The sequence below is a fragment of the Brachyspira alvinipulli ATCC 51933 genome, assembly GCF_000518245.1.
GTDB lineage: Bacteria > Spirochaetota > Brachyspiria > Brachyspirales > Brachyspiraceae > Brachyspira > Brachyspira alvinipulli.
The window spans coordinates 96,276-122,553 of record NZ_JADF01000018.1; the positions used below are offsets into that span (position 1 = coordinate 96,276).

Annotated in this window: 20 protein-coding genes; 11 read left to right on the top strand and 9 right to left on the bottom strand. The window is 27.9% G+C overall.

The annotated features are described in order from the left end of the window. The first annotated feature begins 14 nt into the window (after positions 1 to 14). Positions 15 to 1,379: an RIP metalloprotease RseP gene (rseP, locus tag T324_RS0101900; RefSeq protein WP_028328728.1), complete on the top strand. Its 1,365-nt coding sequence runs from the start codon at positions 15 to 17 to the stop codon at positions 1,377 to 1,379. A 79-nt stretch (positions 1,380 to 1,458) separates the two neighbouring features. Here rseP and T324_RS0101905 read toward each other — a convergent pair whose 3' ends face one another. The 4 genes from T324_RS0101905 to T324_RS0101920 are packed head-to-tail and all read right to left on the bottom strand — an operon-like array spanning position 1,459 to position 4,278. After that, a complete protein-coding gene (locus tag T324_RS0101905) occupies positions 1,459 to 2,313 on the bottom strand; it encodes a protein phosphatase 2C domain-containing protein (RefSeq protein ID WP_028328729.1) in 855 nt (284 codons plus the stop codon). After that, positions 2,303 to 2,656: a protein phosphatase 2C domain-containing protein gene (locus T324_RS18695; protein WP_028328730.1), complete on the bottom strand. Its 354-nt coding sequence runs from the start codon at positions 2,654 to 2,656 to the stop codon at positions 2,303 to 2,305. Before T324_RS18695 ends, T324_RS0101905 begins: the two co-directional genes overlap by 11 nt. Before the next feature lie 26 nt (positions 2,657 to 2,682). Beyond that, positions 2,683 to 3,366, bottom strand: a complete 684-nt coding sequence (locus T324_RS0101915) for a vWA domain-containing protein (RefSeq protein ID WP_051436767.1) — start codon at positions 3,364 to 3,366, stop codon at positions 2,683 to 2,685. A gap of 48 nt (positions 3,367 to 3,414) precedes the next feature. Then, positions 3,415 to 4,278: a protein kinase domain-containing protein gene (locus T324_RS0101920; protein WP_028328732.1), complete on the bottom strand. Its 864-nt coding sequence runs from the start codon at positions 4,276 to 4,278 to the stop codon at positions 3,415 to 3,417. A 336-nt stretch (positions 4,279 to 4,614) separates the two neighbouring features. On the opposite strand from T324_RS0101920, the gene T324_RS0101925 reads away from it, so the two are divergent. Genes T324_RS0101925 through T324_RS0101935 form a run of 3 tightly spaced genes read left to right on the top strand, consistent with a single transcriptional unit; the run spans position 4,615 to position 8,288 of the window. After that, positions 4,615 to 7,026 carry a TIGR03960 family B12-binding radical SAM protein gene (locus T324_RS0101925; RefSeq protein WP_028328733.1) on the top strand — a complete coding sequence of 804 codons (2,412 nt, stop codon included), beginning with the start codon at positions 4,615 to 4,617 and terminating at the stop codon, positions 7,024 to 7,026. Between the two features lie 11 nt (positions 7,027 to 7,037). Continuing rightward, entirely contained in the window at positions 7,038 to 7,334 is a 297-nt protein-coding gene (locus T324_RS0101930; protein ID WP_028328734.1) for a DUF2314 domain-containing protein, read from the top strand. A 21-nt stretch (positions 7,335 to 7,355) separates the two neighbouring features. After that, positions 7,356 to 8,288: a DUF7638 domain-containing protein gene (locus T324_RS0101935; RefSeq protein WP_028328735.1), complete on the top strand. Its 933-nt coding sequence runs from the start codon at positions 7,356 to 7,358 to the stop codon at positions 8,286 to 8,288. A 54-nt stretch (positions 8,289 to 8,342) separates the two neighbouring features. Here T324_RS0101935 and T324_RS0101940 read toward each other — a convergent pair whose 3' ends face one another. Then, positions 8,343 to 10,184: a methyl-accepting chemotaxis protein gene (locus T324_RS0101940; RefSeq protein ID WP_028328736.1), complete on the bottom strand. Its 1,842-nt coding sequence runs from the start codon at positions 10,182 to 10,184 to the stop codon at positions 8,343 to 8,345. 548 nt (positions 10,185 to 10,732) lie between these two features. On the opposite strand from T324_RS0101940, the gene T324_RS0101950 reads away from it, so the two are divergent. Genes T324_RS0101950 through T324_RS0101960 form a run of 3 tightly spaced genes read left to right on the top strand, consistent with a single transcriptional unit; the run spans position 10,733 to position 14,112 of the window. Beyond that, a complete protein-coding gene (locus tag T324_RS0101950) occupies positions 10,733 to 12,190 on the top strand; it encodes a type I restriction-modification system subunit M (protein WP_028328737.1) in 1,458 nt (485 codons plus the stop codon). A gap of 49 nt (positions 12,191 to 12,239) precedes the next feature. Continuing rightward, on the top strand, positions 12,240 to 13,766 hold the full coding sequence (locus T324_RS0101955) for a PIN domain-containing protein (protein ID WP_028328738.1): 1,527 nt from the start codon (positions 12,240 to 12,242) through the stop codon (positions 13,764 to 13,766). After that, a complete protein-coding gene (locus T324_RS0101960; protein ID WP_028328739.1) occupies positions 13,744 to 14,112 on the top strand; it encodes an ASCH domain-containing protein in 369 nt (122 codons plus the stop codon). The genes T324_RS0101955 and T324_RS0101960 overlap by 23 nt, the downstream gene beginning before the upstream one ends. Positions 14,113 to 14,220: 108 nt before the next feature. Here the strand turns inward: T324_RS0101960 and T324_RS0101965 are convergent, their stop codons facing one another. Next, positions 14,221 to 16,170, bottom strand: a complete 1,950-nt coding sequence (locus T324_RS0101965; RefSeq protein ID WP_028328740.1) for a methyl-accepting chemotaxis protein — start codon at positions 16,168 to 16,170, stop codon at positions 14,221 to 14,223. A gap of 166 nt (positions 16,171 to 16,336) precedes the next feature. Here T324_RS0101965 and ruvB point away from each other — a divergent pair, with 166 nt between their 5' ends. The 3 genes from ruvB (at position 16,337) to lon (ending at position 21,651) form a co-directional block, all read left to right on the top strand. Then, on the top strand, positions 16,337 to 17,383 hold the full coding sequence (ruvB, locus tag T324_RS0101970; RefSeq protein WP_028328741.1) for a Holliday junction branch migration DNA helicase RuvB: 1,047 nt from the start codon (positions 16,337 to 16,339) through the stop codon (positions 17,381 to 17,383). A gap of 8 nt (positions 17,384 to 17,391) precedes the next feature. Then, positions 17,392 to 18,573 carry a M23 family metallopeptidase gene (locus tag T324_RS0101975; protein WP_038374933.1) on the top strand — a complete coding sequence of 394 codons (1,182 nt, stop codon included), beginning with the start codon at positions 17,392 to 17,394 and terminating at the stop codon, positions 18,571 to 18,573. Between the two features lie 573 nt (positions 18,574 to 19,146). Then, positions 19,147 to 21,651: an endopeptidase La gene (gene lon, locus T324_RS0101980; RefSeq protein ID WP_028328743.1), complete on the top strand. Its 2,505-nt coding sequence runs from the start codon at positions 19,147 to 19,149 to the stop codon at positions 21,649 to 21,651. 55 nt (positions 21,652 to 21,706) lie between these two features. Here the strand turns inward: lon and dnaX are convergent, their stop codons facing one another. The 3 genes from dnaX to T324_RS0102000 form a co-directional block, all read right to left on the bottom strand. Beyond that, entirely contained in the window at positions 21,707 to 23,263 is a 1,557-nt protein-coding gene (gene dnaX / locus T324_RS0101990; RefSeq protein ID WP_028328744.1) for a DNA polymerase III subunit gamma/tau, read from the bottom strand. Positions 23,264 to 23,331: 68 nt separating this feature from the next. Next, entirely contained in the window at positions 23,332 to 23,925 is a 594-nt protein-coding gene (locus tag T324_RS0101995) for a DUF1349 domain-containing protein (RefSeq protein ID WP_028328745.1), read from the bottom strand. A gap of 32 nt (positions 23,926 to 23,957) precedes the next feature. After that, positions 23,958 to 24,815, bottom strand: a complete 858-nt coding sequence (locus T324_RS0102000; protein ID WP_038374935.1) for an aldo/keto reductase — start codon at positions 24,813 to 24,815, stop codon at positions 23,958 to 23,960. Positions 24,816 to 24,964: 149 nt separating this feature from the next. On the opposite strand from T324_RS0102000, the gene murA reads away from it, so the two are divergent. Continuing rightward, positions 24,965 to 26,242: a UDP-N-acetylglucosamine 1-carboxyvinyltransferase gene (gene murA, locus T324_RS0102005; RefSeq protein WP_028328747.1), complete on the top strand. Its 1,278-nt coding sequence runs from the start codon at positions 24,965 to 24,967 to the stop codon at positions 26,240 to 26,242. Positions 26,243 to 26,278: the final 36 nt, after the last annotated feature.

Sequence of the window (26,278 nt, forward strand, 5' to 3'; positions counted from 1 at the left end):
TTAGGAGGTTCAATTTGAGTTGGATAGGAGCTATTATATTACTAAGCGTATTAGTATTTGTTCATGAGATGGGGCATTTACTTGCAGGCTTAGCAGTTGGAATAAAGGCAGAAGCTTTCTCTATTGGTTTCGGCCCTATAATTTTTAAGAAAGAAATAAAAGGCATAGATTTTAGATTATCAATTATACCTTTTGGCGGATATTGTAAATTCAAAGGAGAGATTTCAGAGGATGGTAAAACAGAGGAAGGAGATTTTTTAAATATGTCTCCTCTAAAGAGAATAATAGTTTATTTTGCTGGTCCTTTCTTTAATTATTTATTTGCTTTTTTACTTCTTGCTGTATTGGTATCATTGCCTTCAAAGATAGAATTATATTCACCTACTGTATCAGTATTCAAAGATGGAAGATACATGCATTCAAAGTTTGGCATGACATTAGCATATGAATACGGTATACAAAGCGGAGATACTATAACTGCTGTAAATGGAAGAAAAGTAGAATCTGACAATGATATATTAAAAACAATAAATGATGAGGCTATACAGAAAGCTGCTGATAAGATAGTATTCACATTAGACCGTAATGGAGAAACACTTAATGTAACAATACCTTCTGTAGAGATGCTTAAGGCATTGAGCGGAGAGAGAGCATTGGGTTTATATTTTGGAGATGATCTTATAATAAAAAATGTACTTCCTGATTCTGCTGCTTCTGAGGCAGGTCTTATGAACGGAGATAAAATAGTATCAATTAATGGAATGAATGCTAGAAACATAGCTGATTTCAGACCTATAGTTATGGATAATGCTTCTCAAAAGATTACTATAACTGTTCTAAGAAATGGAGAAGAGGTTACAAGAGAGGCTATACCAAGACCTGTAGAGTCAAAAACAATAGGAACTTACGGAAGTTTAGGTGTAGAGTTTGAAAGCACTTCTATGAGAGTTGAAAGAGTTCCGGGTGTTCCTTTTCCTCAGTCTATACCTGAAGCGTTTAAAGAAACAGGAAATTATTTAGTATCATATATTAATGGTTTAAAACTATTATTTACAGGAAAGTTATCAGTCCGTGAGAATCTTGGAGGACCTGTAAGAATAATACAGCTTTCTTCTCAGGTAATATCTGTTGATATAGAATACAGATTAAGAACTATACTTTCATTTACTGCTACTATAAGTTTGATACTTTTCATAATGAATCTTCTTCCTCTTCCAGTTGTAGACGGAGGCATGATAGTATTTTCATTTATAGAGCTTGTAATGAGACGTCCTATAGACAGAAAAGTTTTAACAAAAATACAGACTATAGGTGCGGCATTCTTAATAACTTTAGCTATATTCATAACTATAAATGATATAACGCAGTTGTTCAGATAAACATAAAAATCATATTTATATAATTAATAAAGCTGCAAATATTTGCAGCTTTATTTTTGTTAATATTATTATAAATAAGTTATTTGTTTAATAATAAAAACGTTAATATGATAATTTGCCCAATATACATTGGTATCATAAGAAAATATATGTTATTTTTTTTATTGACTTTATCTAATTTATTATTAGAATTAAATTCATTTAATATATTCTCTAAAGAGCTTATAGAATCATTTTGACTTTCTAGCTTCTTCTCTAAATAGCTGATAGAATTATTTTGAGTTTCTAGTTTCTTCTCTAAAGAACTTATAGAACTATTCTGGATTTCTAATTTCTTCTCTAAATAGCTGATAGAATTATTTTGAGTTTCTAGTTTCTTCTCTAAATAGCTGATAGAATTATTTTGAGTTTCTAGTTTCTTCTCTAAAGAACTTATAGAACTATTCTGGATTTCTAATTTCTTCTTAAAATCATCATTTATTGGATCTATTACATATTCTTTATATTCTCTTATTTTATCATTTTTATCTGAATTGATATTCATAATGATTAAACTTAAATCATCATCTATAGCATAATTTGAAGAAGCAATATAATTTAAGTCATCTGTTATTTCTTCTTCATAAGTTTTGCTTTCATATTTGTAGTATATCCATGAAGAATAAGTCTGAAGTTTTGGAGCTAAAATATCTTCTTTGAATGAAATTAATACGGGTTCTAATCCATCAGAAAAACAGAAAAAACTGAGTATATCTTTATTAGGTATAACTCTTAATTTTAAATAGTCTTTTTTTATGTTTTTTCTAAAGAAAACAGTTTCGTTTTTAAATTCTCCGTTTTCTCCTCTGTCTAAAACTATAAGCTCGTTTTTTAAATCACATGCTATTACACCATCTCCTATATGCCCATACATAGCTCTATTTTTATATGACAAAACAAAAAGCAATGTTGCTGATAATTGTTTTTCTTCTATTTTTTTCTAAAGCAGTGTGTTCTATTTTTTTGGATAAATAGGATATAATTAATGATTTTATTTCATCTTCATTTTTATCCATTATAGTTTCATAATTATTTTTTAAGAATTCTATTATAGAATCTACCAAAGTTTTTGAACCTATTTGAGAAAATTTACATGATCCAGCACCGTCAGAAAGAGCAATAATAGAGAAATCTTTTCCTGAAAAATAATTACAATAATCCTGACAAGGAGTATTATTTTTAATATGACTTTTGCCTTGTGCCAAATATTTATAACAAGAAAAACTATTATTACCCATATTAATTATATCCTTTTAATGAATTATTAATTTTCTATAGTTCCCCAATCAATTTTAGGTAAAACTACCTCAGCATCAGTAGTGGCTGATTGAGAAACAGCCTGTACACTTTTTGATAACCATTCAAAGAAATCCTTAAAATTTATACCTCTCAACTTTAAAGCAGGTTTTGTAGAAAATTTTGATAATACTTGCATATCAGCATCTTGTACTCCTAAAGGTAAACATACCAACTTTCTGTTTTGAGACATCTGATATGTAATTTGATATGCTTTAGATGGTTCATAATCAGGATATCCGTCTGACATTATTACCATCCAAGGCTGATAGTAAGGTACACCTCTAGTTTTATAATCATTTTTTCTCTTTTCTAACAATTCTATTCCTTTCATTACTCCTTCTTCCATAGGAGTTCCACCATCAGCATAGAATCTTTTGAAGTTTATTCTATCAACACCTTGGAAATCTGAGCATACATTAACAACACCTCCAAAAGATATTATAGCTATTTCAGCTGCCCATCTAGCTTTTTCGTCACTTTTTATAGCATCTAAAAATAATTCTACACCGTCATTAAGTTCTTCAATAGGATCTCCGGACATAGATCCGCTTGTATCTAGTATAAGACATACAGGAACTCTTGGATTCGGATTATTTATCAAATATGTAGTTCTATTATCATTGCGTCTATTAAAAATATTATCTGACATAAAATACTCCTAAATTATATTATTTTTTTCTTTTATATTTTGTTGGTTTTAAATCATCTGAAGCATTACCTTTTTAATATCATGCTTATATCGTTTAAACACATCATAAAGTTCTTCTATAGTTAATCTTTTATTTTTAGCAAAACAATCAGAAAACATTTGTTTTATATAATATGTAGTATTACTCCAAATAAATCTCCATATACCATCAGGAACATAATTACCATTCTCTCCTTCAAACCTATATGGAAAGAATGACTTTTTTATATTATCAACTATTGAAGTTCCTCCTTTATATGAATAAGGATGCTGCCACAAAAAAAGTATTTTAAACATCAAAACTGTAACAGCGAACATATCCTGATCTTTACTTCTCAAAGTATATTTAAATTGTTTTCCTATTAATTCTTTAGGTGTAAACTCATCTGTACCTACAGGACATGGATACTGTCCTATTTGAAAACTGTCGCAGTCTATAAAATAAACATCATTGTAATTTCTTACTAGTATATTTCCGCCGTTTATATCTCCTAATATAACATTACATTTATGAAGTTCTTTTATAACTCCCAAAATAGATAAACATAATTCAACTAATTCCAATCTAGTCCAATTAGGAATTTTTTCAGAAATACCCATAAAATGTATTGCACTTTCCAAAGTGTATCCATATCCTTCATTCATTAAATAGCCTACAAAATATTTTTTACTGCTGTATTTGTCTTCTAAATAAAGTAGTTCTTCAGGCCAGCATAGCCCATTATAAACTATTTTATTTAATTGCATATGTCCTAATTTAGTAGCTCTAAAATTTGTTACTTTATCTGAATGATATATTTTGCATATTTTTCCTATATTAGATTTATATGCTGTACCTTCTCCTTTTCCGCCTATAGCTTTTCCTAATACCACTTCTCCAACTTTTGATTGTTTATTTGTATTTTTATCTATAACATATCTAAGAAGAGGAGTTCCAGAATTTATAGTATAATTTCCATTATTAATTAAAGTTTCATCATATATAATGGAGTATTGAAATTTGGTGCTGGAAATTTGGGATTAGACATTTATATTCCTAATTAATAATATTGATTTCAGTATAATACACTATAATAAAAAAATCAATATGTATAGTGTATATATTATGTATATATATATATTAAATAAATTATAATTATATAATTTGTATTATACTAAACTTTACTATATAATGATAATTCAAAACAATAATTGGGACTATACAAAATAATGAGTGAAAATTTAAAAAATGAAATACTAGAACTTGTTAAAAGTGAAGATATAATAAAGCCTACAAGATATTTAGGCGGTGAAATAAATGCTATAATAAAACCTGATATGCCTTTTAAATTCATTATGTGCTTTGCAGATATGTATGAGGTAGCAATCAGCAATTTAGGACTTTCTATACTTTATGAGGTTATTAACTCTATTGAATACGCTTCATGCGAGAGAGTGTATGCCGTTGCTGAAGATTTTGAAAAACTTTTAAAAGAAAGAAATATACCTCTTTATACTTTAGAAACTTTCAGCAGAGTAAAAGACGCCGATGTTTTGGGATTTACTTTGCAGTATGAGCTTATATATACAAATATACTACAAGTACTCGAATTAAGCCAAATACCTATACATAGAGATGAAAGAGGAGAAGATGTACCTATAATAGCAGCAGGAGGACCAAGCGTATATAATCCATTCCCTTTAGTTAATTTTATTGATGTATTTTTATTCGGCGAATTTGATTTTGAGATGAAAAATTTTGTTGATATAATTTATAATCTCAAAAAAAACGGAGCTAAAAGAGATGATATATTAAAAGAACTTTCCAAACTTGAATATGCTTATGTTCCTAAATATCCTAGAGAGCATGTAAAAAGAATATTCGTTGAAAATATTAATGAAATGCCTTATGTGAAGAAACCTTTAGTACCACTTGTAGAAGGCATTCAAAACAGAATATCAGTTGAAATAGCTAGAGGCTGTACTCATAGCTGCAGATTCTGTTTGGCAGGAATTACTTATAGACCAGTAAGAAATCGTACTATAGAAAAAATTGTTGATATAGCAATGGAGTCATTAGAAGCCACTGGAGCTAATACTTTAAATTTATTTTCACTTTCCGCTGATGATTATCCTCATATTGGAGAATTAATAGAATATTTGCAGACACTTGGAGAACATAAAGGATTTTCTCTTTCTCTGCCTTCATTAAGAATAGACTCATTCGATAAAGATACAGCAGATAGAATAGCACAGTTTAGAAAAACAGGATTAACATTCGCATTGGAAGTGGGAAGCCATGAATTAAGAGAAAAAATCAATAAAGAAATGGACGAAGATGCCATATACAATATACTTGCAGATGTTCAGAAAATGGGCTGGAAGATAGTAAAAATTTATTTTATGATAGGATTCACTGATAATCCGGACAAAGAAGCTGATGAAATAATAGAAGCCCTTGAAAAAATGATAAAAGTATCAAAAAATAAAGTAAAAATAAATGCCGCTATCAATGTATTTATTCCAAAGCCTCATACACCTTTAGAAAACAATAATCAGCTTACAGATGAAGAAGCTATTATTCATATAGGAAAAGTAAGAGATCATTTTAGAGGAACTAAAGTAGCTATAAAATATCATCCTCCTAGAATGGCAGAAATTGAAGGTATAATTTCAAGAGGCGATGAAAAAATGGGTGATATAATTTATAAAGCATATAAGAAAGGAGCAAAATTTGATGCTTGGGTAGAATATTTCAAATATGATGTTTGGAAAGAAGTAATAGAAGAAAGCGGATACACTATAAAAGAATTATTAAGCAAAAAAATAAATACTCCTTGGAAATGCATTGATACTCTTGTAAGTCAGAAATTTTTTGATAAAGAATACGAAAGATTTCAAAACGGTAAATTCACAGATTACTGCTTTACTGGAAATTGTCAGAACTGCGGTATAGATTATAAAAAATACTGCCATAAATATAAAAAAGAAGTTTTAAATACAAACTTCACTCAAATGGTTGAAGAATTAAAGACTCTAAAGAAAAGAGATATATTTGCTGTAAACTATAAAATATTAATGAAATTCAAAAAAGAAGGAATATCATCACTTTTAGGAATGCATGATTTATCAAGGGTTATGATTTGTGCTTTAAAAATAGCAGGTGCAAGCATAGCATTAAGCAAAGGTTTTCATCCATTAGAAAAAGTTGTATTTACTCCTCCTACTCCTTTTGCATGCGAAAGTGAAGCAGAGTATATGGAAGTAAGTTTAACTGATACCATAGACATAGAATTATTAAAAAACAAAATTAATAATTTACTTTCTCATATAGGCATTGAAATAATTAGTGCTGTATCTACTCCTTTAAATGTTAAAAATATTCAATCTCTGCCCAAAAATACAGTTTATAAAATTATTACAAATGATGATAAAAAAGCTTTTGATATATTATCAAACAAGGAAGAATTAAATACAAGTGAAGAGAGAAAAGGCGATTATTTACTCATAAACAAAGATGATAATTTACTCATAACACTTTTAGAAAGCAAGGAGAAAGCTATAAGGGTACGAGATATAAAAAGCTATCTTTCAAAAAACAATATCAATATAAAAAATATTAGAAAGCTGGAGCTTATATAGGAATTTTTATTATGAGTAAATATTATTTAGAAAATGCATTTGAATTAAACAAAGAATATCCTGATACTTTTGAAATACCTTCCAAAAAAGAAATTGATTCCTTAAAAGTTAATGATTTAGTTAAATTAATTTTTGTTGAGAAAAATGACTCTCCTGAAACAATACCTGAGAGAATGTGGGTAAAAATCATAGAAATAAATGAAGACAATTTTGTTGGTATATTAGACAATAAGCCTTACTATATTGAAAGTGTAAAATATGGTGATGAAATAGTTTTTAAAATAGAAAATATTATAGATATATATTAATAAATTAAAAAGTGATATTTTATGAAAAGAAATAATGTATATAGAAATGAAAAAATTGAGGGAAGAACTTTTTTCGGTATTATTAAAAATGGTTCTTATTTCCTTTCAAATTTAGCTATCTATGAAGACGGTATAATTAGTGCTTGGGAGAAATTTGATATTTATCAGTTTGAAAAAGCATTGGAAAGAAAATGGGTTGTATCATTTATAGAAGATAATGAAGAATTGGATATTCATGGAATAGGGGATTTTAAAATTTTAGAATCGAAATGGTTTCATAAAGATGATTATTATCAATACATTAAAAGCATATTAAAAGAAATGAATCCTGAAATGCAAAATATTTATAAAACTACTCAAAGAGAAATAGAAAAATGGGAAAGTTTAAAAGTGTCATTTATGGCAAATCCTATTGATTTTAAAATGAACTCCAAATTCGGATATGATTTATCGGATGGAAAAAGTTATTTTATATTTAGAAAATCTGATAATTATTCATCCAGCAAAGAAGTATTTTTAACTTGCTACACCATTTATGATGATGAAACAATATCTTTTAATAATGATGATAATATATATAATTTTGATAAAGTGAAAAATATGTTTAATAAAAATGAACTTCTTTTATATCCTAAAGAAGATGATATTATTGTAATAGAAAATCTTGCAAAGCTTAAATTAAAGCCAGATGTAAAATATACAAATAAAAAAGAAAAATTAAAAGAGATAGAAGAGAATATAAAAAATATTTCTGGAAAAGAGAATGCATTTGATTATGCAATAAGATGCTATCATAATTATCTTGTATATCCTTCAGATGATAACAGAGAATTATTAAAAGAGGCTTATGAGAAAGTACCTGAACATGAGAGAATGTTTTTAGGAGATATGGATGATAAAGACAGCGATTTTAGAAGAATAATTTATACTCCTAATATAAAAAGAGAAGTATAATTATTATAAAATAGTAATATATTTTATAATAATTATACTTTATACTACAAACTATTATTTCTTTAATTTAAAGAAACGCATTGCCTGTTCAAGTTCTTTAGCTTCATTTAATAGAGAGTCAGCAGCAGCAGATGCCTCTTCAACTAATGCGGCATTTTGCTGTGTTACGGTGTCCATTTGAGAAACTGCTGTATTTACTTGATCTACTCCTACCTGCTGTTCAACTGCTGTCTCGCTTATATCACGCATTATATTTGAAGTCTCTTCTATTTTTTTCTCTAAATCTTCAAATATTTGCTGAGATTCTTTTGCTTTTTCAGCAGATTTATTTATTTTTTCATATATAACATTAATTAAATTAGTTATGTCTTTTGCAGAAGTTTGAGAGTTCTGAGCCAAGTTTCTAACCTCACTGGCTACAACAGCAAAACCTTTACCTTGTTCTCCTGCACGTGCAGCTTCAACAGCAGCATTAAGAGCAAGTATATTAGTTTGAAATGCTATGTCTTCAATAACTTTTGTAATATTTTTTATTTTTTCACTGTCTTCATTAACTTCTTCTATGCTTTTTGTAGTTTCTACTATTATAGCACCTGCATTTCTAATAGAGTCCATAGAATCTTTCATCATGTTATTTCCTTCTACAGAATGAGATGTTGAGGACTTTATTGTTGAAGCCATCTCTTCCATAGAACTTGCTGTTTCTTCAAGACTTGCAGCTTGCGCCTCAGTTCTTCTTGATAAATCAGCATTTCCATTTGATAATTCCTGTGCAGCATAAGTAATTTTTTGTGAAGAATCATTAACTTTAGATATAATCTCTGTTAGTTTTTCACGCATTCCTTTAAAAGATTCAAATAATATTCCAAGTTCATCTTTTCTTGCATGTTCATTAGCAACATATGTTAAATTTCCCATCTCTATTTCTTTTGCTTCTTTTATGATGCTGTTTAAATGTCCCATTAATCTCTTTATAAATAGATATATGAATATAGTTAATAATACAATAGCTATTATACCTACAATAGAGCTAATAATTATTAAATCTCTATTTGTAGAATATATCTCGCTGTCAAACATAGTCATAGCTACAATCCAATTCATAGTTTTCATTCTGTAGTATGAACCTGTTCTATTTTGTCCCATATAAACATATGATAATCTTCCTTGCGATAAATTATTGTCAAATACTGTTTTATAATTATTAACAGCTTTTGATCCTATTTGATCATATAAATTATCCATCATATCTGTTAAATTAGAATCTATTGCTAATATTCTTCCTGTTTTACCTAAAGATATATCTGTGAAATAATTATCATGAATAAGTTTCCAATCTATTATAACGAAAGCAACACCTATTAAATTACCTGTAAAATCTTTTATTCCTCCGCCTATAGCTATAGAATGAACTCCTGTATCTTTTGATTGTACTAAATCATTATCATAGGTAAATTCATAATTATTTGATTTTAATTTATTCCATAAAGTAGGTCTTAGTTTAGTTATATCCCCTGAAGTATTTCCAACAGCATCCATTATAACATTTCCATTTAAGTCTGTAACAACTGAATTTATTGAATATTCATTTGCCTCATTAAATTGTTTTAAAGCACTTGATAATTCTCTTAATGAAGTTTCATCTCTATTTATTAATGCCTCAATAACAGCAGGTGCTACAGAGTATGTTTTTGCTAATGATATTTGATTTATTAATATTGAATCAAATAGTTTGGCATAAGCCTGAGCTGTATTTTGAAAACCTTCAAATCTGCTTTTACTTATTCCTATATTAGCGAAATTTACGGCTATAGATAATATAATTACTATAAGTATAATGGAAATCAATGTTATAATTGCCGGTATTTTAAAAGATAAACTATGTATTTTTTTCATAAAAAAACTCCAAAAAAACAATTGCTATTAAAATTAATGAAAAATCTTTAACAGATAGATTATACAATAAAATTAAATAAAGTATATATTTTTTTAATCATAATCGGATTACATAAAACCAAAATTTTATGAAAAAAATAAAAAAATAACGTTTTTTTTTAACACTTTTTTAAAAACTTTTATATATTTATGGTATATCAGAATTGATTTGTATCTAATTTTATAAATTTTTTTCTTCATAATTTACCTTAATAGCGGATATAATTTAGATTATATCCGCCTTTTTTTAAAAATTCATGTTCAATTATGTAATATTTGTAGTATTAAATACAATATATAAGTTTTTTTGTATAAAGTATTATGGTATTACGCGTTTAATAAATAATATATGTTTTATATAGAAAAATTAATACAAAAATATATATATTCTACAAATAATACAAAAAATGCTATTGTAATAAAAACTTTGATAATATAATTATTAGTTTTAATTAAATATTTTTTTATATATCATAATATAAAGAATTTGTATTCTTGGGACAAAAAATATGAAAACTACAAAAGAAACAATTGAAAATATAGTATGGAAGGCATGTGATACTTTTAGAGGATCAATAGATTCTTCTGTTTATAAAGATTATATATTAAGTATGTTATTTGTTAAATATTTATCAGATTTTGTCAAAGAGAAATCTAATAAAAATATTTTATCAAAAATAGATTACAAAATAAGCGATGTATCAAGTTTTGATTATTTGTATTCTATGCGTGAAGAATATAATATAGGAGAGATAATTAATAGAGCTTTACATGAAATAGAAAAACAGAACCCTGACAAATTTGAAGGTATTTTTAATAATATAGATTTTAATGATTCAAGTAAATTTGGAAATATCAAGAACACTATATTAAAAAATTTATTAGAAGATTTTAATGATCCTGCTTTAGATTTAAGACCAAGTGTATTGTACAATAATGATGTTATGGGAGATGTTTATGAATATTTGATAAAAAATTTTGCAGGTGATGCTGGTAAAAGGGGAGGAGAATTTTTTACGCCTCCAGAAGTATCTATACTTATGGCTAAAATAGTGAGTTATAAAAGAAAAGGTATATTAAAAGTATATGATCCTACATGCGGAAGCGGTTCATTATTGCTAAAAATATATAAAGAGCTTGGCGGTAATAATTGCAGTATATATGGTCAGGAGAAAAACAGTCAAACATATTCTTTATGCAAAATGAATATGTATTTGAATGAGATGATGGATAAGGCTGTAATAAAATGGGGAGATACTATTAAAGAACCTAAATTCATAGATAGTAATGGTAATTTAGAAAAGTTTGATATAGTAATAGCAAATCCTCCTTTTAGTTTGGATAAATGGGGAGAAGAAATTGCTGAACATGATAAATATAAAAGATTTGAATACGGAATACCTCCTAAGAGCAAGGGCGATTATGCTTTTATACTTCATATGATAAATAGTATGTCTGAAAATGGCATCACTGCAGTTGTAATGCCTCATGGTGTATTGTTTAGAGGAGCTAGCGAAGGAATAATACGTAAAAGAATAATTGAGGATAATTTACTTGATGCTGTTATAGGGTTACCAAATAATTTATTTTACAGCACTTCAATACCATCATGCATACTTATATTGAAAAAGAACAGAAAAGAAAAAGATATTTTATTTATAGATGCTGGATTAGAATATGAGAAATGCAAGAATCAAAACCGATTGCGTGATGAGGATATAGAAAAAATATATAATACTTATAAAAATAGAAAAGATATAGAAAAATACTCTAAGAAAGCATCAATAGAAGAGATAAAGGAAAACGAGTATAATCTAAATATATCCAGATATATAGATTCATTTGAAGAGGAGGAGCGTATTAATTTGAAAAGAATAATCAAAGAAATAGATGCACTAGAAAAAGAAAATGCAGAATTAAATAATAAATTAGAAAATATTTTGAAAGATATAAAATTTATAATATAATTGAAAAACTTAGTAAATTAGTTATAATTTTAATTTGTGGAGATATTTTATGAAAGCACTTTTAGATACAAATATTATTATTCATAGAGAAAGTAATAATAAAGTAATTAATAGAGAAATAGGTAGTTTATTTAAATGGCTAGAAAAGACTAAATATGAAAAATGTATACATAAAATTAATCTTGAAGAATTAAATAAAAACTCAAATTCTGATACTGTAGATGTTATGAATATAAAATCTAAAAATTATACAGTACTTATGACTCAAGCCCAATTAAATAAAAAACTACTTGAAATATATGAAAAAATTGACAAAACAGAAAATGATAAAAATGATACTTTATTATTAAATGAACTTGTAAATGATAGAGTTGATATATTTATTACAGAAGATAAAAAAATACATCAAAAAGCTAAATTAGTAAATATAGATAATAAAGTATTTACCATAGACTCTTTTCTAGAAAAAGTTATTGCAGAAAATCCTGAACTCATTGATTATGAAGTTTTATCTGTAGAAAAAGAATATTTTGGAAATATAGATTTAGAAGATAAATTCTTTGATTCTTTAAAAGAAGATTATGTTGGGTTTGATAAATGGTTTAATAAAAAATCTAATGAAATAGCCTATGTTACTTACAAAGATAAAAAATTATTATCTTTTTTATATTTAAAAGTCGAAGATAAAGATGAAAATTATACTGATATAATTCCTGCATTTTCTCCTAAAAAAAGATTAAAAATAGGTACTTTTAAAGTAGAACATAATGGAGTTAAATTAGGTGAGAGATTTATAAAAATAATATTTGATAATGCGATAGCTAATAAAGTTGATGAAATATATGTTACAATTTTTGATAAAAGAGATGGACAAAAGAGGTTAATTAATTTATTTGAAGAATATGGTTTTATTAAATGGGGAAAAAAAGGAGAGAATGGAGAATTAGTTTATATCAGGGATTTTTCAAAAAAGTTTAATATAGAGGAGCCAAAATACACTTATCCATTTTTTTCTATAAATACAAATATATTTTTAGTTCCAATATATCCAGATTATCATACAGATTTATTACCTGATTCTTATTTAAAAACAGAATCTGCAAAAGATTTTAAAGATGATTTACCACATAGAAATGCAATAAGTAAAGTTTATGTATCTCGTTCATTAAATAGAAATATAAAAAGAGGCGATATTATAATATTTTATAGAACTGCAGAAAAAGAAAAATCAGCAAGATATACATCAGTAATAACTACTATAGGAATAGTTGAAGAAAAAATTGATAACATCAAAAATGAAAAAGAATTTATAATAAATTCTAGGAAAAGAAGTATTTTTACAGATAAAGAATTATCTAATTTTTGGTATTTTAGTAGTACTAAACCATTTTTAATTAATTTTCTATATGTGTATTCATTTCAAATTGGTGATAGAATGAATAGAGATAAATTATTAAAATTAGGAATTTTAACAGGAGCTGATAATGAAATTAGAGGATTAAAACAAATAACAAAAGAACAATTCTTATTAATATTAAGAGAGTGTAAAGTAAATGAAAGTTTTATTGTCTATTAAACCTGAATATGTTGAAAAAATATTCAATGGTAGTAAAAAATATGAAATTAGAAAATCTATTTTTAAAAGGAAGAATATAAAAAAAATTATAATATATTCTTCATCTCCTATTTCTAAAGTAGTAGGTGAATTTGAAATAGAAGATATAATATCTGATGATTTAGATAATGTATGGAACATAATAAAATATGAGTCTGGTGTTTCTGTAGATTTTTTTTATAAATATCTTGAAAATAAAGAAATAGCATATGCTATAAAAATAGGTAAAATAAAAAAATATCGTAAACCTAAAAAATTGGAAGATTTTAATATCCATTATGCACCGCAATCATTTGTATATTTATGAATATTATATTTTATTAATTTGTATAAATATATAAAAACTAAATTTATGATATTTTTATCATTCACTATTCTTAATATTTGATGAATAGTAATTTTTCAGATTAACTTATTATCTTAATTTAAAAAAGTCAATTAATTTAGTTAAATTCTGAGATTCATTAAGTAAAAGCTGAGATGATGAACTAGCTTCTTCAACTAATGCAGCGTTTTGCTGAACAGAAGAATCCATACTAGTAATAGCTGTATTGATTTGTTCTATTCCTCTTTCTTGTTCCTTAGAAGACATATCTATTTTCTGCATCAAATCTGAAGCTTTATCCATTCTCTCTGATATCTCTATAAACATTTCTTTAGATTCATTAACACTTGCAGCAGCCAAATTTATTTTATCATTACTGTCAATTATTAAAGAAGTAATATTTTTTACAGATTCTTGAGTATTTTGTGCCAAGTTTCTTACCTCGCTAGCAACTACAGCAAATCCGCGTCCTTGCTCTCCTGCACGTGCTGCCTCTACAGAAGCATTAAGAGCAAGTATATTAGTTTGAAAAGCAATAGATTCTATTAATTTAGTAATGTCCATAATTTTTGAACTTGCCTCATAAACATCATCCATTTTATTAACACTGTCTTCTATTATTTCTCCTGCTTTGCTTACATACTCTTTTGCCTCTACAACTATTACAGTAGTATCTGATATATCTTTAGTAACATATTTAACATTGGATGCCATTTGACTCATAGTAGAAGCAGTTTCCTCTAAACTTGAAGCCTGCATCTCTGTTCTATTTGATAAATCCTGATTACCTGAAAGAACTTCATTAGCAGCATTTTCAACTTGAGCGGATGATTGTTTAACGGTTTCCATTACATTATTTAAATTATCTAAAATACCTTGAACAGCTCTTGCTATAGTTCCCCATTCATCTTTTAATGCAACAAATCCTGGAGGAGTGCTCCAAGATATATCTCCATTAGATAATCTTGTTAAATCCTGAGCTAACAATTTTATGATTATTACAACTTTATTTTTAATAATTAAAGGAGTTATTGTAAATACAGTTAATAACATTACAATAGATACTATTATCATAATATTTCTTATGTTAGTGCTGTCTTTAAGTATTATATGATTAGGTACTAATATTTTCATTCCCCAATTCTGACCAGTCTGCAATTTTATAGGTACAAATATATAAGTGGATTTAGTTTTTAAAGTTGCACTGTATTCTTCAAATATTATAGTTTCTCCAGACTTAATTTTGTCTAATAGATTATTGTCTCTATAATAAGGATAAGCATCATAAACATTTTGTCCAATATAACTTTCATTTTCTACATTGTAGAGAAGAGAACCGTTATGATCAAATAATGAAGTGAGAGTATTTTCAAAAGGTTTTATATTATCCATTATAGGAGCTAAAGAATCTATAAATATATCTACTCCTGCAACACCTATAACCTTATTATTATTTTTTATAGGTATTGACCAAGTATTCATCTTTACCATTTTTCCGCCTACTTCAAAATCATATATAGATGTGATATAAGTATTTCCTGTGCTTATAGGTGCAGTATAATAATCACTTTTTAATTCTTCTTTTGTCATACCTCTGCTGCTTATAGAACCATTGTTTCTATAGGCATATTCAGAGAACATTCCGCCTGCCTCAGAATAATTTACATCATTTATATAGTCAGCATCATTCCCCATCATATTAGGTTCAAATACTAAAAATAAAGCTCCTGTACCTTCTGGTAAAGTACTAAAAAATTCTTCAACATTCTCTTTATAAATATCTCTATTTCTCTCTCCGGAACTGTATAAATCATTAACTATATATTCAAATGTTTTTAAACTATCAAGAGCTTCCTGAACAAGATTTTCTACTTTAGCTGCTTCTCCTTTAGCACTTTCTTCCAACACCTTATATGATAATTTTCTTGTAACATTTCTTACAGATAAAATATTAAATGCTCCAGATATCATAAGCATAATAAAAAATGGTACCAGTATTATCATGCTTATTTTAAATTGTAGGCTATTAAATTTACTCATTAATATTCTCCAAATACTATTATCTTTAGACATTATATTATAAAACTAATTATATACAACTATTTTTAATTATTATTTTTTGAAATTTAAAAGATAAATAAATTTGTTATTTAACATAATATATTATATAATAGCACTCTAAATTTGGGATTATAAAATAAATACTATGGATAAAGAAAGTATAACGAATGCTGAAGAAAACTCTTATGATAAACAAGATAACAGTAATTCTATAAGACCAAAAGGATTTGATGATTTTTTAGGACAGAATAATATTAAATCAAAATTAAAGGTTTTTATAGACAGTGCTAAAAAGAGAGATGTTTCTTTAGATCATATACTATTTTACGGTCCTCCAGGACTTGGAAAAACAACGCTTGCTCAGATAATAGCAAATGAAATGGGCAGTAATATAAAAGCTACTTCTGCACCTATAATAGAACGTCCTGGAGATTTGGCTTCTATACTTACTACTTTGGGTGAAAAAGATATACTATTTATAGATGAAATTCATAGATTAAGAACAGTTGTAGAAGAAGTGCTTTACTCTGCTATGGAAGATTTTTTTGTTGATATAAAAGTAGGTGAGGGAACAAGTGCCAAGAGCTTTAGAGTAAAACTTCCTCATTTCACTTTAATAGGAGCTACAACTAGAAGCGGGCTTTTAAGTACTCCTCTTTATGATAGATTCGGTATAGTGGAAAGGCTTGAATTCTATACTAATGAAGATTTGGCTGATATTGTAAAAAGAAGCTCTGTATTTCTTAATGTAGATGTAACAGATGGAGCAGCAATTTCTATAGCATCAAGATCTAGGGGAACTCCAAGAATAGTTAATAGACTTTTAAGAAGAGTATTTGACTTTGCCACTGTTAATGATGTTTTAAAAATAGACGAAGAGTTTGCTTGTGATTCTTTAGAAAAATTGGGTGTGGATAAAAATGGATTTGAAGCACTTGACAAACTTTATTTAAATACTATTATTAAACATTATAACGGAGGTCCTGTAGGAGTTGATACCATTTCGGTGTCTTTGTCAGAACAGATAGAAACTATTGAAGATGTTATAGAGCCTTATTTAATACAATGCGGTTTTATAAAGAGAACACCTAAGGGAAGAGTAGCTACGAATAAGGCATATTCATATTTAAATCTTTCTTCAAGATATGACGATAATCATAATAATGAAGAAAAGGGACTATTTGATTTTTAAGGGGGCTTATTATTTTATTTACTAATGACACAAGCACAAAAAATGAAAGAAAATCTAATGCTCAGTTAGATAAATATTATTTAGAAGAAACTTCGAAAGATGTTAGAGGGCTTGCTGATAAATTTGTAGGTAATTTTAAAAGTAATAATAAGAAACCTACAATAGATTCCTATTCTCATTTTGATATTAATTATAAAAAAAATGTCAAAATTAATAACGGCAGATATAAGCCGCCTAAAATAAGAAAAATAAAGTTCATTAAAACAAGAAAAGTATTTAAATCTATATATAATTCTACATATGGTATAAGGCATTTTTTCTCTGGAATAATAAATGCTATTAAAAGAAAAGGAAATCATGAAAGAAGTATATTAATATTCTATGATGATGAAGAGCATGGAGTAAGACTTCCTATTAATAACTTTATGATAACATTCTTACTTTTGGTGTTCTCGGCATTAGTTTATACTGGTTTTGATGCATATAATAAGCAGAAAGAAGCAAGGGAATTTTATAATACTCTTTCCGCAAGAGAGGCAAAAACTTATACTTTAATAGAAGAGTATAAACAAGCATTAAACAGATTTTCAACAGCTTTAGTCAATTATAATAATTCAATGAAGAATATATCACATACAATAGATTATAATAATACAAGCACATTCAATAATAATCAAAATTCTTTAAACTATGATGATATGACAAATATTAATAAGATATTAAATGAAGTAGATACTTATCAAAAAAATGTTTTATCATTTATGAATATTTCTCCAAGAATACATGAACAAATACCTTTAGGTTGGCCTGTTTCTGGAGGTGGAAGAATATCAAGCGGTTTTGGAGCAAGACTTTCACCATTCAATCAGGAAAAAAGCTACCATTATGGAGTTGATATAGCAGGTTCTTATGGTACTCCTATAATAGCTGTAGCGGATGGTGTTGTAACTTTTGCCGGATGGAGAAGCGGATACGGATGGTTTGTAATTGTTTCTCATGCTAATGGATATCAGACAGCTTATGGGCATAATTCAAAATTATTAGTAAATTCCGGTCAAAGAGTTAAACGCGGAGAAAAAATAGCTCTTATAGGAAATACAGGACGTACTACAGGTATACACTGCCATTTTGAAGTGAGAGTAGGCGGAGATCATAAGAACCCTATGCCTTATTTGGGAGCAAGATTTTAATCTCATATAATTTTACTGTAATTTTTAAACATTCATATTTACGAACGGTGAACTCAATTTTATATGTAGCAAAAATGCACTAATAATCTATTTTATATTTTTAGTTTCGTTCTTCGTGCGTATAATGAACTATAAATTTAAAAACCGTTTGGGTGGCTGTTGTAATTACAGTGAAAAATTATCAATAAAAATAAAACAAAAATAACAAAAATAAAATTACAAACTTAGAGGGCGGGCAGATGTAATTAAACTTCTAAAAAATATGATAAAATAAGATGTGAATTTTATTTATATGATATTTGTATGAATTTAAATATTAGATTTAAAATATTTTTGCAGTATGTAAAAATGGATAATCTGTATACAAAAAAGAATTTTTAATGTTTAATTATAATACATTTTTTATAATTGATACCTATAATTTTTCAAAAAACATTATAATATGTGCTATTTATATATAAAAATTAGATAAATAATTGGCATAATTATTGCATATATTACTTAATAAACTATAAATTTGACTTATGCATTTATTTTTATATGATATAATTAATAATAATTAGGAGATTTTTAATGAGTGATGAATTAAATAAAGATATAGATAAAAATAGCGATAATAAAGAAAATAAAAACAATGATAATACGGTTTCAATAGTGGAAGATAAACTGCCTTCAAGGCTTATTATAATACCAGTAATGGGAAAGCCGCTTTTCCCAGGACTTTATGCACCATTCCCAATACCTCCTATGCATGCTGATGCTGTTAATAAAGCTATAGCTGAAAATGACGGTTTTTTAGGTCTGAATTTATATATATCTGATAATCCTCCTGATAGGAAAAATCCCTCAGTTAATGATATTTATAAAGTAGGCGTTGTTGTAAAGGTATTTAAAAAACTTAATCTTCCGGACGGAGGGCTTAATCTTCTCATAAACTCTATAAGAAGATATAAAGTTATGAGATTCACAACTACAGAACCTGTAATAAGAGCAGAACCTCTTTATATACAGGATATAGATCCTTTTCATAATGAAAAAGAAGCTAAAGAAATCAAAGCATATACTAGAGCATTGCTTTCAGAAGTAAAATCTTTAAGTGAGAATAATCCTCTTTTTACAGAAGAGATGCGTCTTACTATGGTTAATGTTGATGATCCGGGAAAGTTGGCTGATTTTGTTACTTCTATGATTAATGTTGAAAGAGCAAGCCAGCAGGAAATTTTGGAAACTTTTGATATTCAGGAGAGATTAGAAAAAGTTCTTCTTCTTTTGCAAAAGGAAAGAGAAATAACAAAGATACAGCAGAAAATACAGGGCAGTATAAATTCAAAAGTACAAAAACAGCAAAGAGAATATTTCCTTAAAGAACAATTAAAAGAAATAAAAAAAGAATTAGGATATGATACGGATCCTAAACAGAGAGATATAGAAAAGTATAAAAAAACTCTTGAAGAACTTAATGTGATAGAAGAAGTTAAAGAGAGAATGGAGCAGGAGATTGAAAAGATTTCAACAATAGATACTCATTCTCCGGAATATACTGTTTCAAAAAATTATTTGGATACTCTATTTGCTTTGCCTTGGAATAAGGAAAACAAAGAAAGAGAAGATATAGCAAAAAGTAAAAAGATATTGGATAGAGATCATTACGGACTTGAAGACGTTAAAGAAAGAATATACGAATTTTTAGCTGTAAGAAAATTAAATCCTGAAAAAAAATCTTCTATACTATGTTTTGTAGGCCCTCCGGGAGTTGGTAAAACTTCTATAGGAAAAAGCATTGCTGAAGCATTAGACAGGCCTTTCTTTAGATTTTCTTTAGGCGGTATGAGAGATGAGGCAGAGATTAAAGGACATAGAAGAACATATATAGGTGCTATGCCTGGTAAAATTATAGAGGCTTTAAAAATAGTAAAAGTAAAAAATCCGGTACTTATGCTTGATGAAATTGATAAATTAGGTGCAAGTTTTCAAGGAGATCCTTCAAGTGCATTGCTTGAGGTATTAGATCCAGAGCAAAATTCATCATTTAGGGATCATTATCTTGATTTGCCTTTTGATTTGTCTAATGTGCTTTTTATAACTACTGCTAATACTCTTGATACTATACCAAGACCTTTACTTGACAGAATGGAAGTAATAAGACTTTCAGGCTATATTTTGGAAGAGAAATTGAAAATAGCTTCTAAATATATTATTCCAAGACAGGTTAAAGCTCATGGACTTGAAATTAAAAATATAAAGTTTACTAATAAAGCTATTACATCAATAATAGATGGTTATGCAAGAGAGGCAGGTGTACGTAATTTTGAAAGAAGAATTGAGAGAATATGCAGAAAAATTGCAGCTGATATAGTAGAACATAATAAGAAAACTTATAATATAACTATTGATGATAAAGATTTAGAAAAATATTTAAAAAAGCCAATATTCACAGAAGATTTTACAGAGAAAGATTTAAAACCTGGTAATGCTATAGGTTTGGCATGGACTTCTATGGGTGGAGCAACTTTAACTATAGAGTCAATAAAAGTTCAAGAGAAAAAGGATGCCGGCACTATAAATATGACAGGACAATTAGGCGATGTTATGACTGAAAGTGTAGAAATAGCTTACAGTTATGTAAGAAGCGTTGCTAAAAATTACGGTGTTGATGATGATTATTTTAATAGTGCTGTTATACATCTTCATATACCTGAAGGAGCTACACCTAAAGACGGACCTTCTGCCGGTATTACTATGGCAACTGCTTTGCTTTCTCTTGGTATGAATAAGGTTATAAGAAATGATACCGCTATGACAGGAGAGCTTTCTTTAAATGGAAAAGTTTTACCTATAGGCGGATTAAAAGAAAAAACAATAGCAGCAAAAAGGCTTGGATTTATTAAGCATGTTATAATACCGCATGAAAACATTAGGGATTTGGATGAGATTCCTGATAATGTTAAAAAGGGACTTACTTTCCATCCTGTTAAAGATGTTAAAGAAGTATTTGATTTTATGTTTAAGTTAAATAAATCTAATAATACAAAAAAGGATAATAAAAACAATAAAAAGTCTTCAAAAAATAAAAAATAATTTAATATTATAAAATAAAGGTGCAGAAGTTTTTATTTTCTGCACCTTTTTTATTTTATAAAGAACTTTCATCTACTTCAGTTGCCTGCAGACGGCTTTTTAATTTATCTATCATATTGCCTTCAACAGCTCTTTGAAACTGTATAGCAACATCTTTATTCTTTGTAAATTTAGGTATAGCCTTTGATATCAAGTCATTTATTCTTTTATCAGACTGAGTCATTTCGTATATATGATCCGGCAATGCAACTATTAATGTAGCTCCTTTGCTTTCTATGGGGTTTCCTTGAGATAATAAAGAATATATTGTAGGGCTTTCTGTTTCTATGTATGAAAGTATTTTATTGTAGAATATGCGTCTTTTATCTGTAGGATTCAAAGGCACATCATAATGCGGTTTATTTTCATTTGACGGCATGTTGATATTGTTTTGAATATTATTATTATCAAGTCCGTAATCTTCAGTTTGAGGCTGCATATTTGAAGATATTATATCAACAGGACGAATCAAATTGTCAGTATTGAGAAGTAAAAGCATACGCATTTCAAATATAGTTCTAGGATTTGACGCAGTTCTTATGCGGTCTTCAGCTGATAATATATAATCAAGTATTCTTTCTATTTCATCATCGCTGTAATGATTAGAAAATACTTTTAAATCATCTCTTTCATTTTCTGTTATTTCTAATAATTTAGTGTCATCAATACCGCTTTTTATCATAAGAACAACACGCATATATTCTATTATGCTGTTTATAAAAGTTCTTGGATCTATTGCTTCTTCAAAGAGCTTTTTTACAAATTCAAAATAAGTTTTTTTATTTCCTGACATTATTATATCAAAAAATTCTTTAACAAAAGAAAAATTATTTCCTCCAACAACAGCATTAACATCCGCACTTGTTATATACTTTTTATCAGTAGTATAGGCTATCATCTTTTCAAGTATAGTTTCACTGTCGCGTACAGAACCTCTTGCCTGTTTAGCTATTAAGAAAATTGCTTCTTCATCATATTTAATATTTTCTTTATCAAGTATGCCTTTAAGTATCTTTTCCAAATCTTCTATACCAAGAGATTTAAAAGTATACTGCTGACAACGGCTTCTTATAGTAGGAAGCACTCTGTCAGCTTCAGTGGTAGCAAGTATAAAAACAACATGTGCAGGAGGCTCTTCTAAAGTTTTAAGTAATGCATTAAAAGCCTCATTAGTTATCTGATGTACCTCATCTATGATATAAACTTTATATTTTCCGGCAACTGGAGATATACGCACATTTTCAATAATAGTTCTTATATTCTCTATACCTCTGTTGCTGGCACCGTCAATTTCTATAACATCAAGAGGAGTACCGTTTTCTATTTGAGTACATGAAGGACAAATTCCGCAAGGCTTATCAGTAGGGCCATTAACACAGTTTAGGGCTTTGGCTATAATTCTAGCAAGAGAAGTTTTACCTACACCATGAGCACCGGAAAAAAGATATGCATGTGCTATTTTTTTCTGAGCTATACTTTTTGATATTGTCTTTGTTATATGTTCCTGACCTATAACTTCTTCAAAAGTTTGAGGACGGTATTTTCTTGCTATTACTTTATAATTTTCTGCCATATTTATAGTATTCCATTAGTGAATTTTATATTGAGTAATTTTAACAAACAATTATTATTTGTCAATTTTTATTTATGCTCCTGCCATTTGCATTCTGTTATATGCATACCAGTAAATACAGCTTTAAAAGATGAGTTTTCCGGACTGCATGCATATATTCCAAAACTTATTTCATCATCAGCTTTAAATAAATGAAATATTCTCATTTGTTTAAAATTTTCTCCGTCTTCACTGCATTCAATTAAAAAATCGCTTTCTCTTCTGCTTAATCTGTAATACATCTCTTTTATAGAAGCGGATATATCTTGAGTAGCCCAATCAGAATAACCATTATTGGTAACAACACTTCCTAAACGCTGATAATCTTCATTCTCATATTCTACAGATGCCTTAAACCAATTTTCACTGTCTATATAAATAGCTACTCCGCATTGATCAAAACGATATCCGCTTTCAAATTTTGTTTTTACTATAAATGAAAAATATTTTTCTTTTGTTTTGGTTTGAAGAACAGGTGCATTATCATTTTGAAAACCATAGTATGTTCTCTGCCAAAGATCTGTATTAGGTTCTGTGTATATTTCTATTTTTTCATCATCAATTATTGTTTTTTTAGGTTCTCTTATCCAAAATAATTTTTCATCTAAAAATTTTTTATTCATTTTATTTTCCTGAATATTATATTATTGTATAATTAAAAACTTACTTTATCCGGATGATGTCCTGAACCTCCGCAGTATTCCATAGAATTTATAATTTTCATGTCTTCATCGCTTATATTAAAGTCAAAAATTTCTGTATTTTCTTTTATGCGTGAATAAGTTACAGATTTTGGAAGAGGCAATGTATTATTTTGCAAACACCATCTTATACAAAGCTGAGCTGCAGATTTATTATATTTAGAAGCTATTTCTTTTAATGTGCTGTTATCAAGCATTTTTCCTGTACCGAGAGGACTCCATGCTTCTACTAATATATTATTATCATTGCAGTATTTAACAGTTTCTTCCTGCATAAAACCAGGATGGAATTCTATTTGATTGACCATAGGCTTAACTTCAGTTTCCATTAATGATTTTAAATGATGTGGCATGAAATTTGATACGCCTATAGACTTTATTTTACCATCTTTATAAAGTTCAGTCATAGCTTTCCAAGTTTCTAAATTGATATTATCCCAGTCTTTGAACTGATTTTGTGAAGCAGGCCAATGTATAAGATATAAATCGAGATAATCAAGCTGCAAGTCATTTAGAGTTTTATCAAAAGCAGCTAATGTTGTTTTATATCCTCTCTCCTTATTCCAAACTTTACTTGTAATAAATAATTCATTTCTATTAATACTACTTTCTTTAATGGCTTTTCCAATGCTAACTTCATTTCCGTATATTGCTGCTGTATCAATATGTTTATATCCTAATTTAACAGCATCTTTTACTGCATTTACAGCTGTATCTCCGTCAGGTGTCTGCCAAGTACCGAATCCTATGCATGGTATTTTATATCCGTTATTTAGGGTAAAAGTATCATTCAAACTAGAAAAATCTTTCATATATTGTTCCTTTTATTGATATTGTCATTTATATAATATATTAAAAACTAAAAAATATATGTATATAATTAAAATTTATTAAGCATTTTTTTATAATACCGAAACTATTGGAAGCAGAATTTTTATTCTTTAAGAAAAGGCGGAAATATATGTATAAATATATGATAGAGGGTTCAAACAATATCGGGGGAGTATTGAGGGTATCAGGTTCTAAAAATGCATCTTTGCCTCTGCTTGTGGCATCCATTTTAACAGATGAGCCTGTTATACTTCATAATGTTCCGGATTTGGTTGATGTTCATGTTCTTATAGATATATTAGAGCCTTTGGGAAAGAAAGTTGATTTTAAAAACAATACTACTGTAATAATATCTCATAATGGTAAAAGTGAGGAAGCTCCTTATAAATTAGTAAAAAAGATGAGGGGTTCTATTATAGTATTAGGACCGTTGCTTGCAAAGCGTAAGCATTGTAAAGTATCATATCCAGGAGGATGTGCTTTCGGTCCTAGGCCTATAGATTTGCATTTAAAAGGAATGGAAGCATTAGGTGCTAAAATAGATATAACAGCAGGATATATTGATGCTAGAGTAGAAGACAATTTGATTGGTGCTGATATGGATTTATCTGGCAAATTCGGACCTACAGTATTAGGTACTGATAATGTTATGATGGCTGCTACTTTAGCTAAAGGAACTACTATTATAAGGAATGCTGCAAAAGAACCTGAATGTGTTAATTTAGTTGATTTGCTTAATGTTATGGGAGCAAAAATTACAGGCGGCGGTACTGATACCATTACTATAGAAGGTGTTGATGAACTTCATGGTGCAGAATTTACTGTTATACCGGATAGAATAGAGACAGGTACTTTCTTAGCAATAGCAGCTGCTGGAAGAGGAAAATTAAAATTAGAGAATGCAGAACCTAAACATTTAACTTGCGTTCTTGATTTACTTTCAGATATAGGCTGTGATATCAAAACTACAGAAACTACTATAGAAATAGATGCTTCCAATAGAGAATTGAAGCCATTTAAAGTAGAAACTTTGCCTTATCCTGGATTTCCAACAGATTTACAAGCTATTTATACAACATTAGCATGTACGATTAAGGGTAAAAGCGAGCTTATAGAAGGTATTTATCCGGATAGATTTAGCCATGTACCAGAGCTTATTCGTATGGGGGCTGACATTCAGTTAAATACTTCTGATATAGTTGTAAATGGAGGCAATGAATTATCAGGAGCGGATGTACAGGCAAGTGATTTACGTGCCGGAGCTGCTTTAGTTGCTGCCGGTGCTGTTGCTAAAGGAATTACAAATGTTCATAGAATATATCATATAGAAAGAGGCTATGAAGATTTGGAAAATAAATTAAAAAGCATTAATATAAATACTAAAAAAATTGAAGATGATATCTTATAAAATATCTATATTAGAAGATAATATTTAATCAGGGGG

Bases quoted from the DNA above. Each gene is read 5' to 3' on its own strand.
- T324_RS18695 (WP_028328730.1), bottom strand. From the start codon at position 2,656: ATGGGTAATAATAGTTTTTCTTGTTATAAATATTTGGCACAAGGCAAA.
- T324_RS0101915 (WP_051436767.1), bottom strand. From the start codon at position 3,366: ATGTCAGATAATATTTTTAATAGACGCAATGATAATAGAACTACATAT.
- T324_RS0101925 (WP_028328733.1), top strand. From the start codon at position 4,615: ATGAGTGAAAATTTAAAAAATGAAATACTAGAACTTGTTAAAAGTGAA.
- T324_RS0101930 (WP_028328734.1), top strand. From the start codon at position 7,038: ATGAGTAAATATTATTTAGAAAATGCATTTGAATTAAACAAAGAATAT.
- T324_RS0101935 (WP_028328735.1), top strand. From the start codon at position 7,356: ATGAAAAGAAATAATGTATATAGAAATGAAAAAATTGAGGGAAGAACT.
- T324_RS0101940 (WP_028328736.1), bottom strand. From the start codon at position 10,184: ATGAAAAAAATACATAGTTTATCTTTTAAAATACCGGCAATTATAACA.
- T324_RS0101950 (WP_028328737.1), top strand. From the start codon at position 10,733: ATGAAAACTACAAAAGAAACAATTGAAAATATAGTATGGAAGGCATGT.
- T324_RS0101955 (WP_028328738.1), top strand. From the start codon at position 12,240: ATGAAAGCACTTTTAGATACAAATATTATTATTCATAGAGAAAGTAAT.
- T324_RS0101960 (WP_028328739.1), top strand. From the start codon at position 13,744: ATGAAAGTTTTATTGTCTATTAAACCTGAATATGTTGAAAAAATATTC.
- T324_RS0101965 (WP_028328740.1), bottom strand. From the start codon at position 16,170: ATGAGTAAATTTAATAGCCTACAATTTAAAATAAGCATGATAATACTG.
- ruvB (WP_028328741.1), top strand. From the start codon at position 16,337: ATGGATAAAGAAAGTATAACGAATGCTGAAGAAAACTCTTATGATAAA.
- lon (WP_028328743.1), top strand. From the start codon at position 19,147: ATGAGTGATGAATTAAATAAAGATATAGATAAAAATAGCGATAATAAA.
- dnaX (WP_028328744.1), bottom strand. From the start codon at position 23,263: ATGGCAGAAAATTATAAAGTAATAGCAAGAAAATACCGTCCTCAAACT.
- T324_RS0101995 (WP_028328745.1), bottom strand. From the start codon at position 23,925: ATGAATAAAAAATTTTTAGATGAAAAATTATTTTGGATAAGAGAACCT.
- T324_RS0102000 (WP_038374935.1), bottom strand. From the start codon at position 24,815: ATGAAAGATTTTTCTAGTTTGAATGATACTTTTACCCTAAATAACGGA.
- murA (WP_028328747.1), top strand. From the start codon at position 24,965: ATGTATAAATATATGATAGAGGGTTCAAACAATATCGGGGGAGTATTG.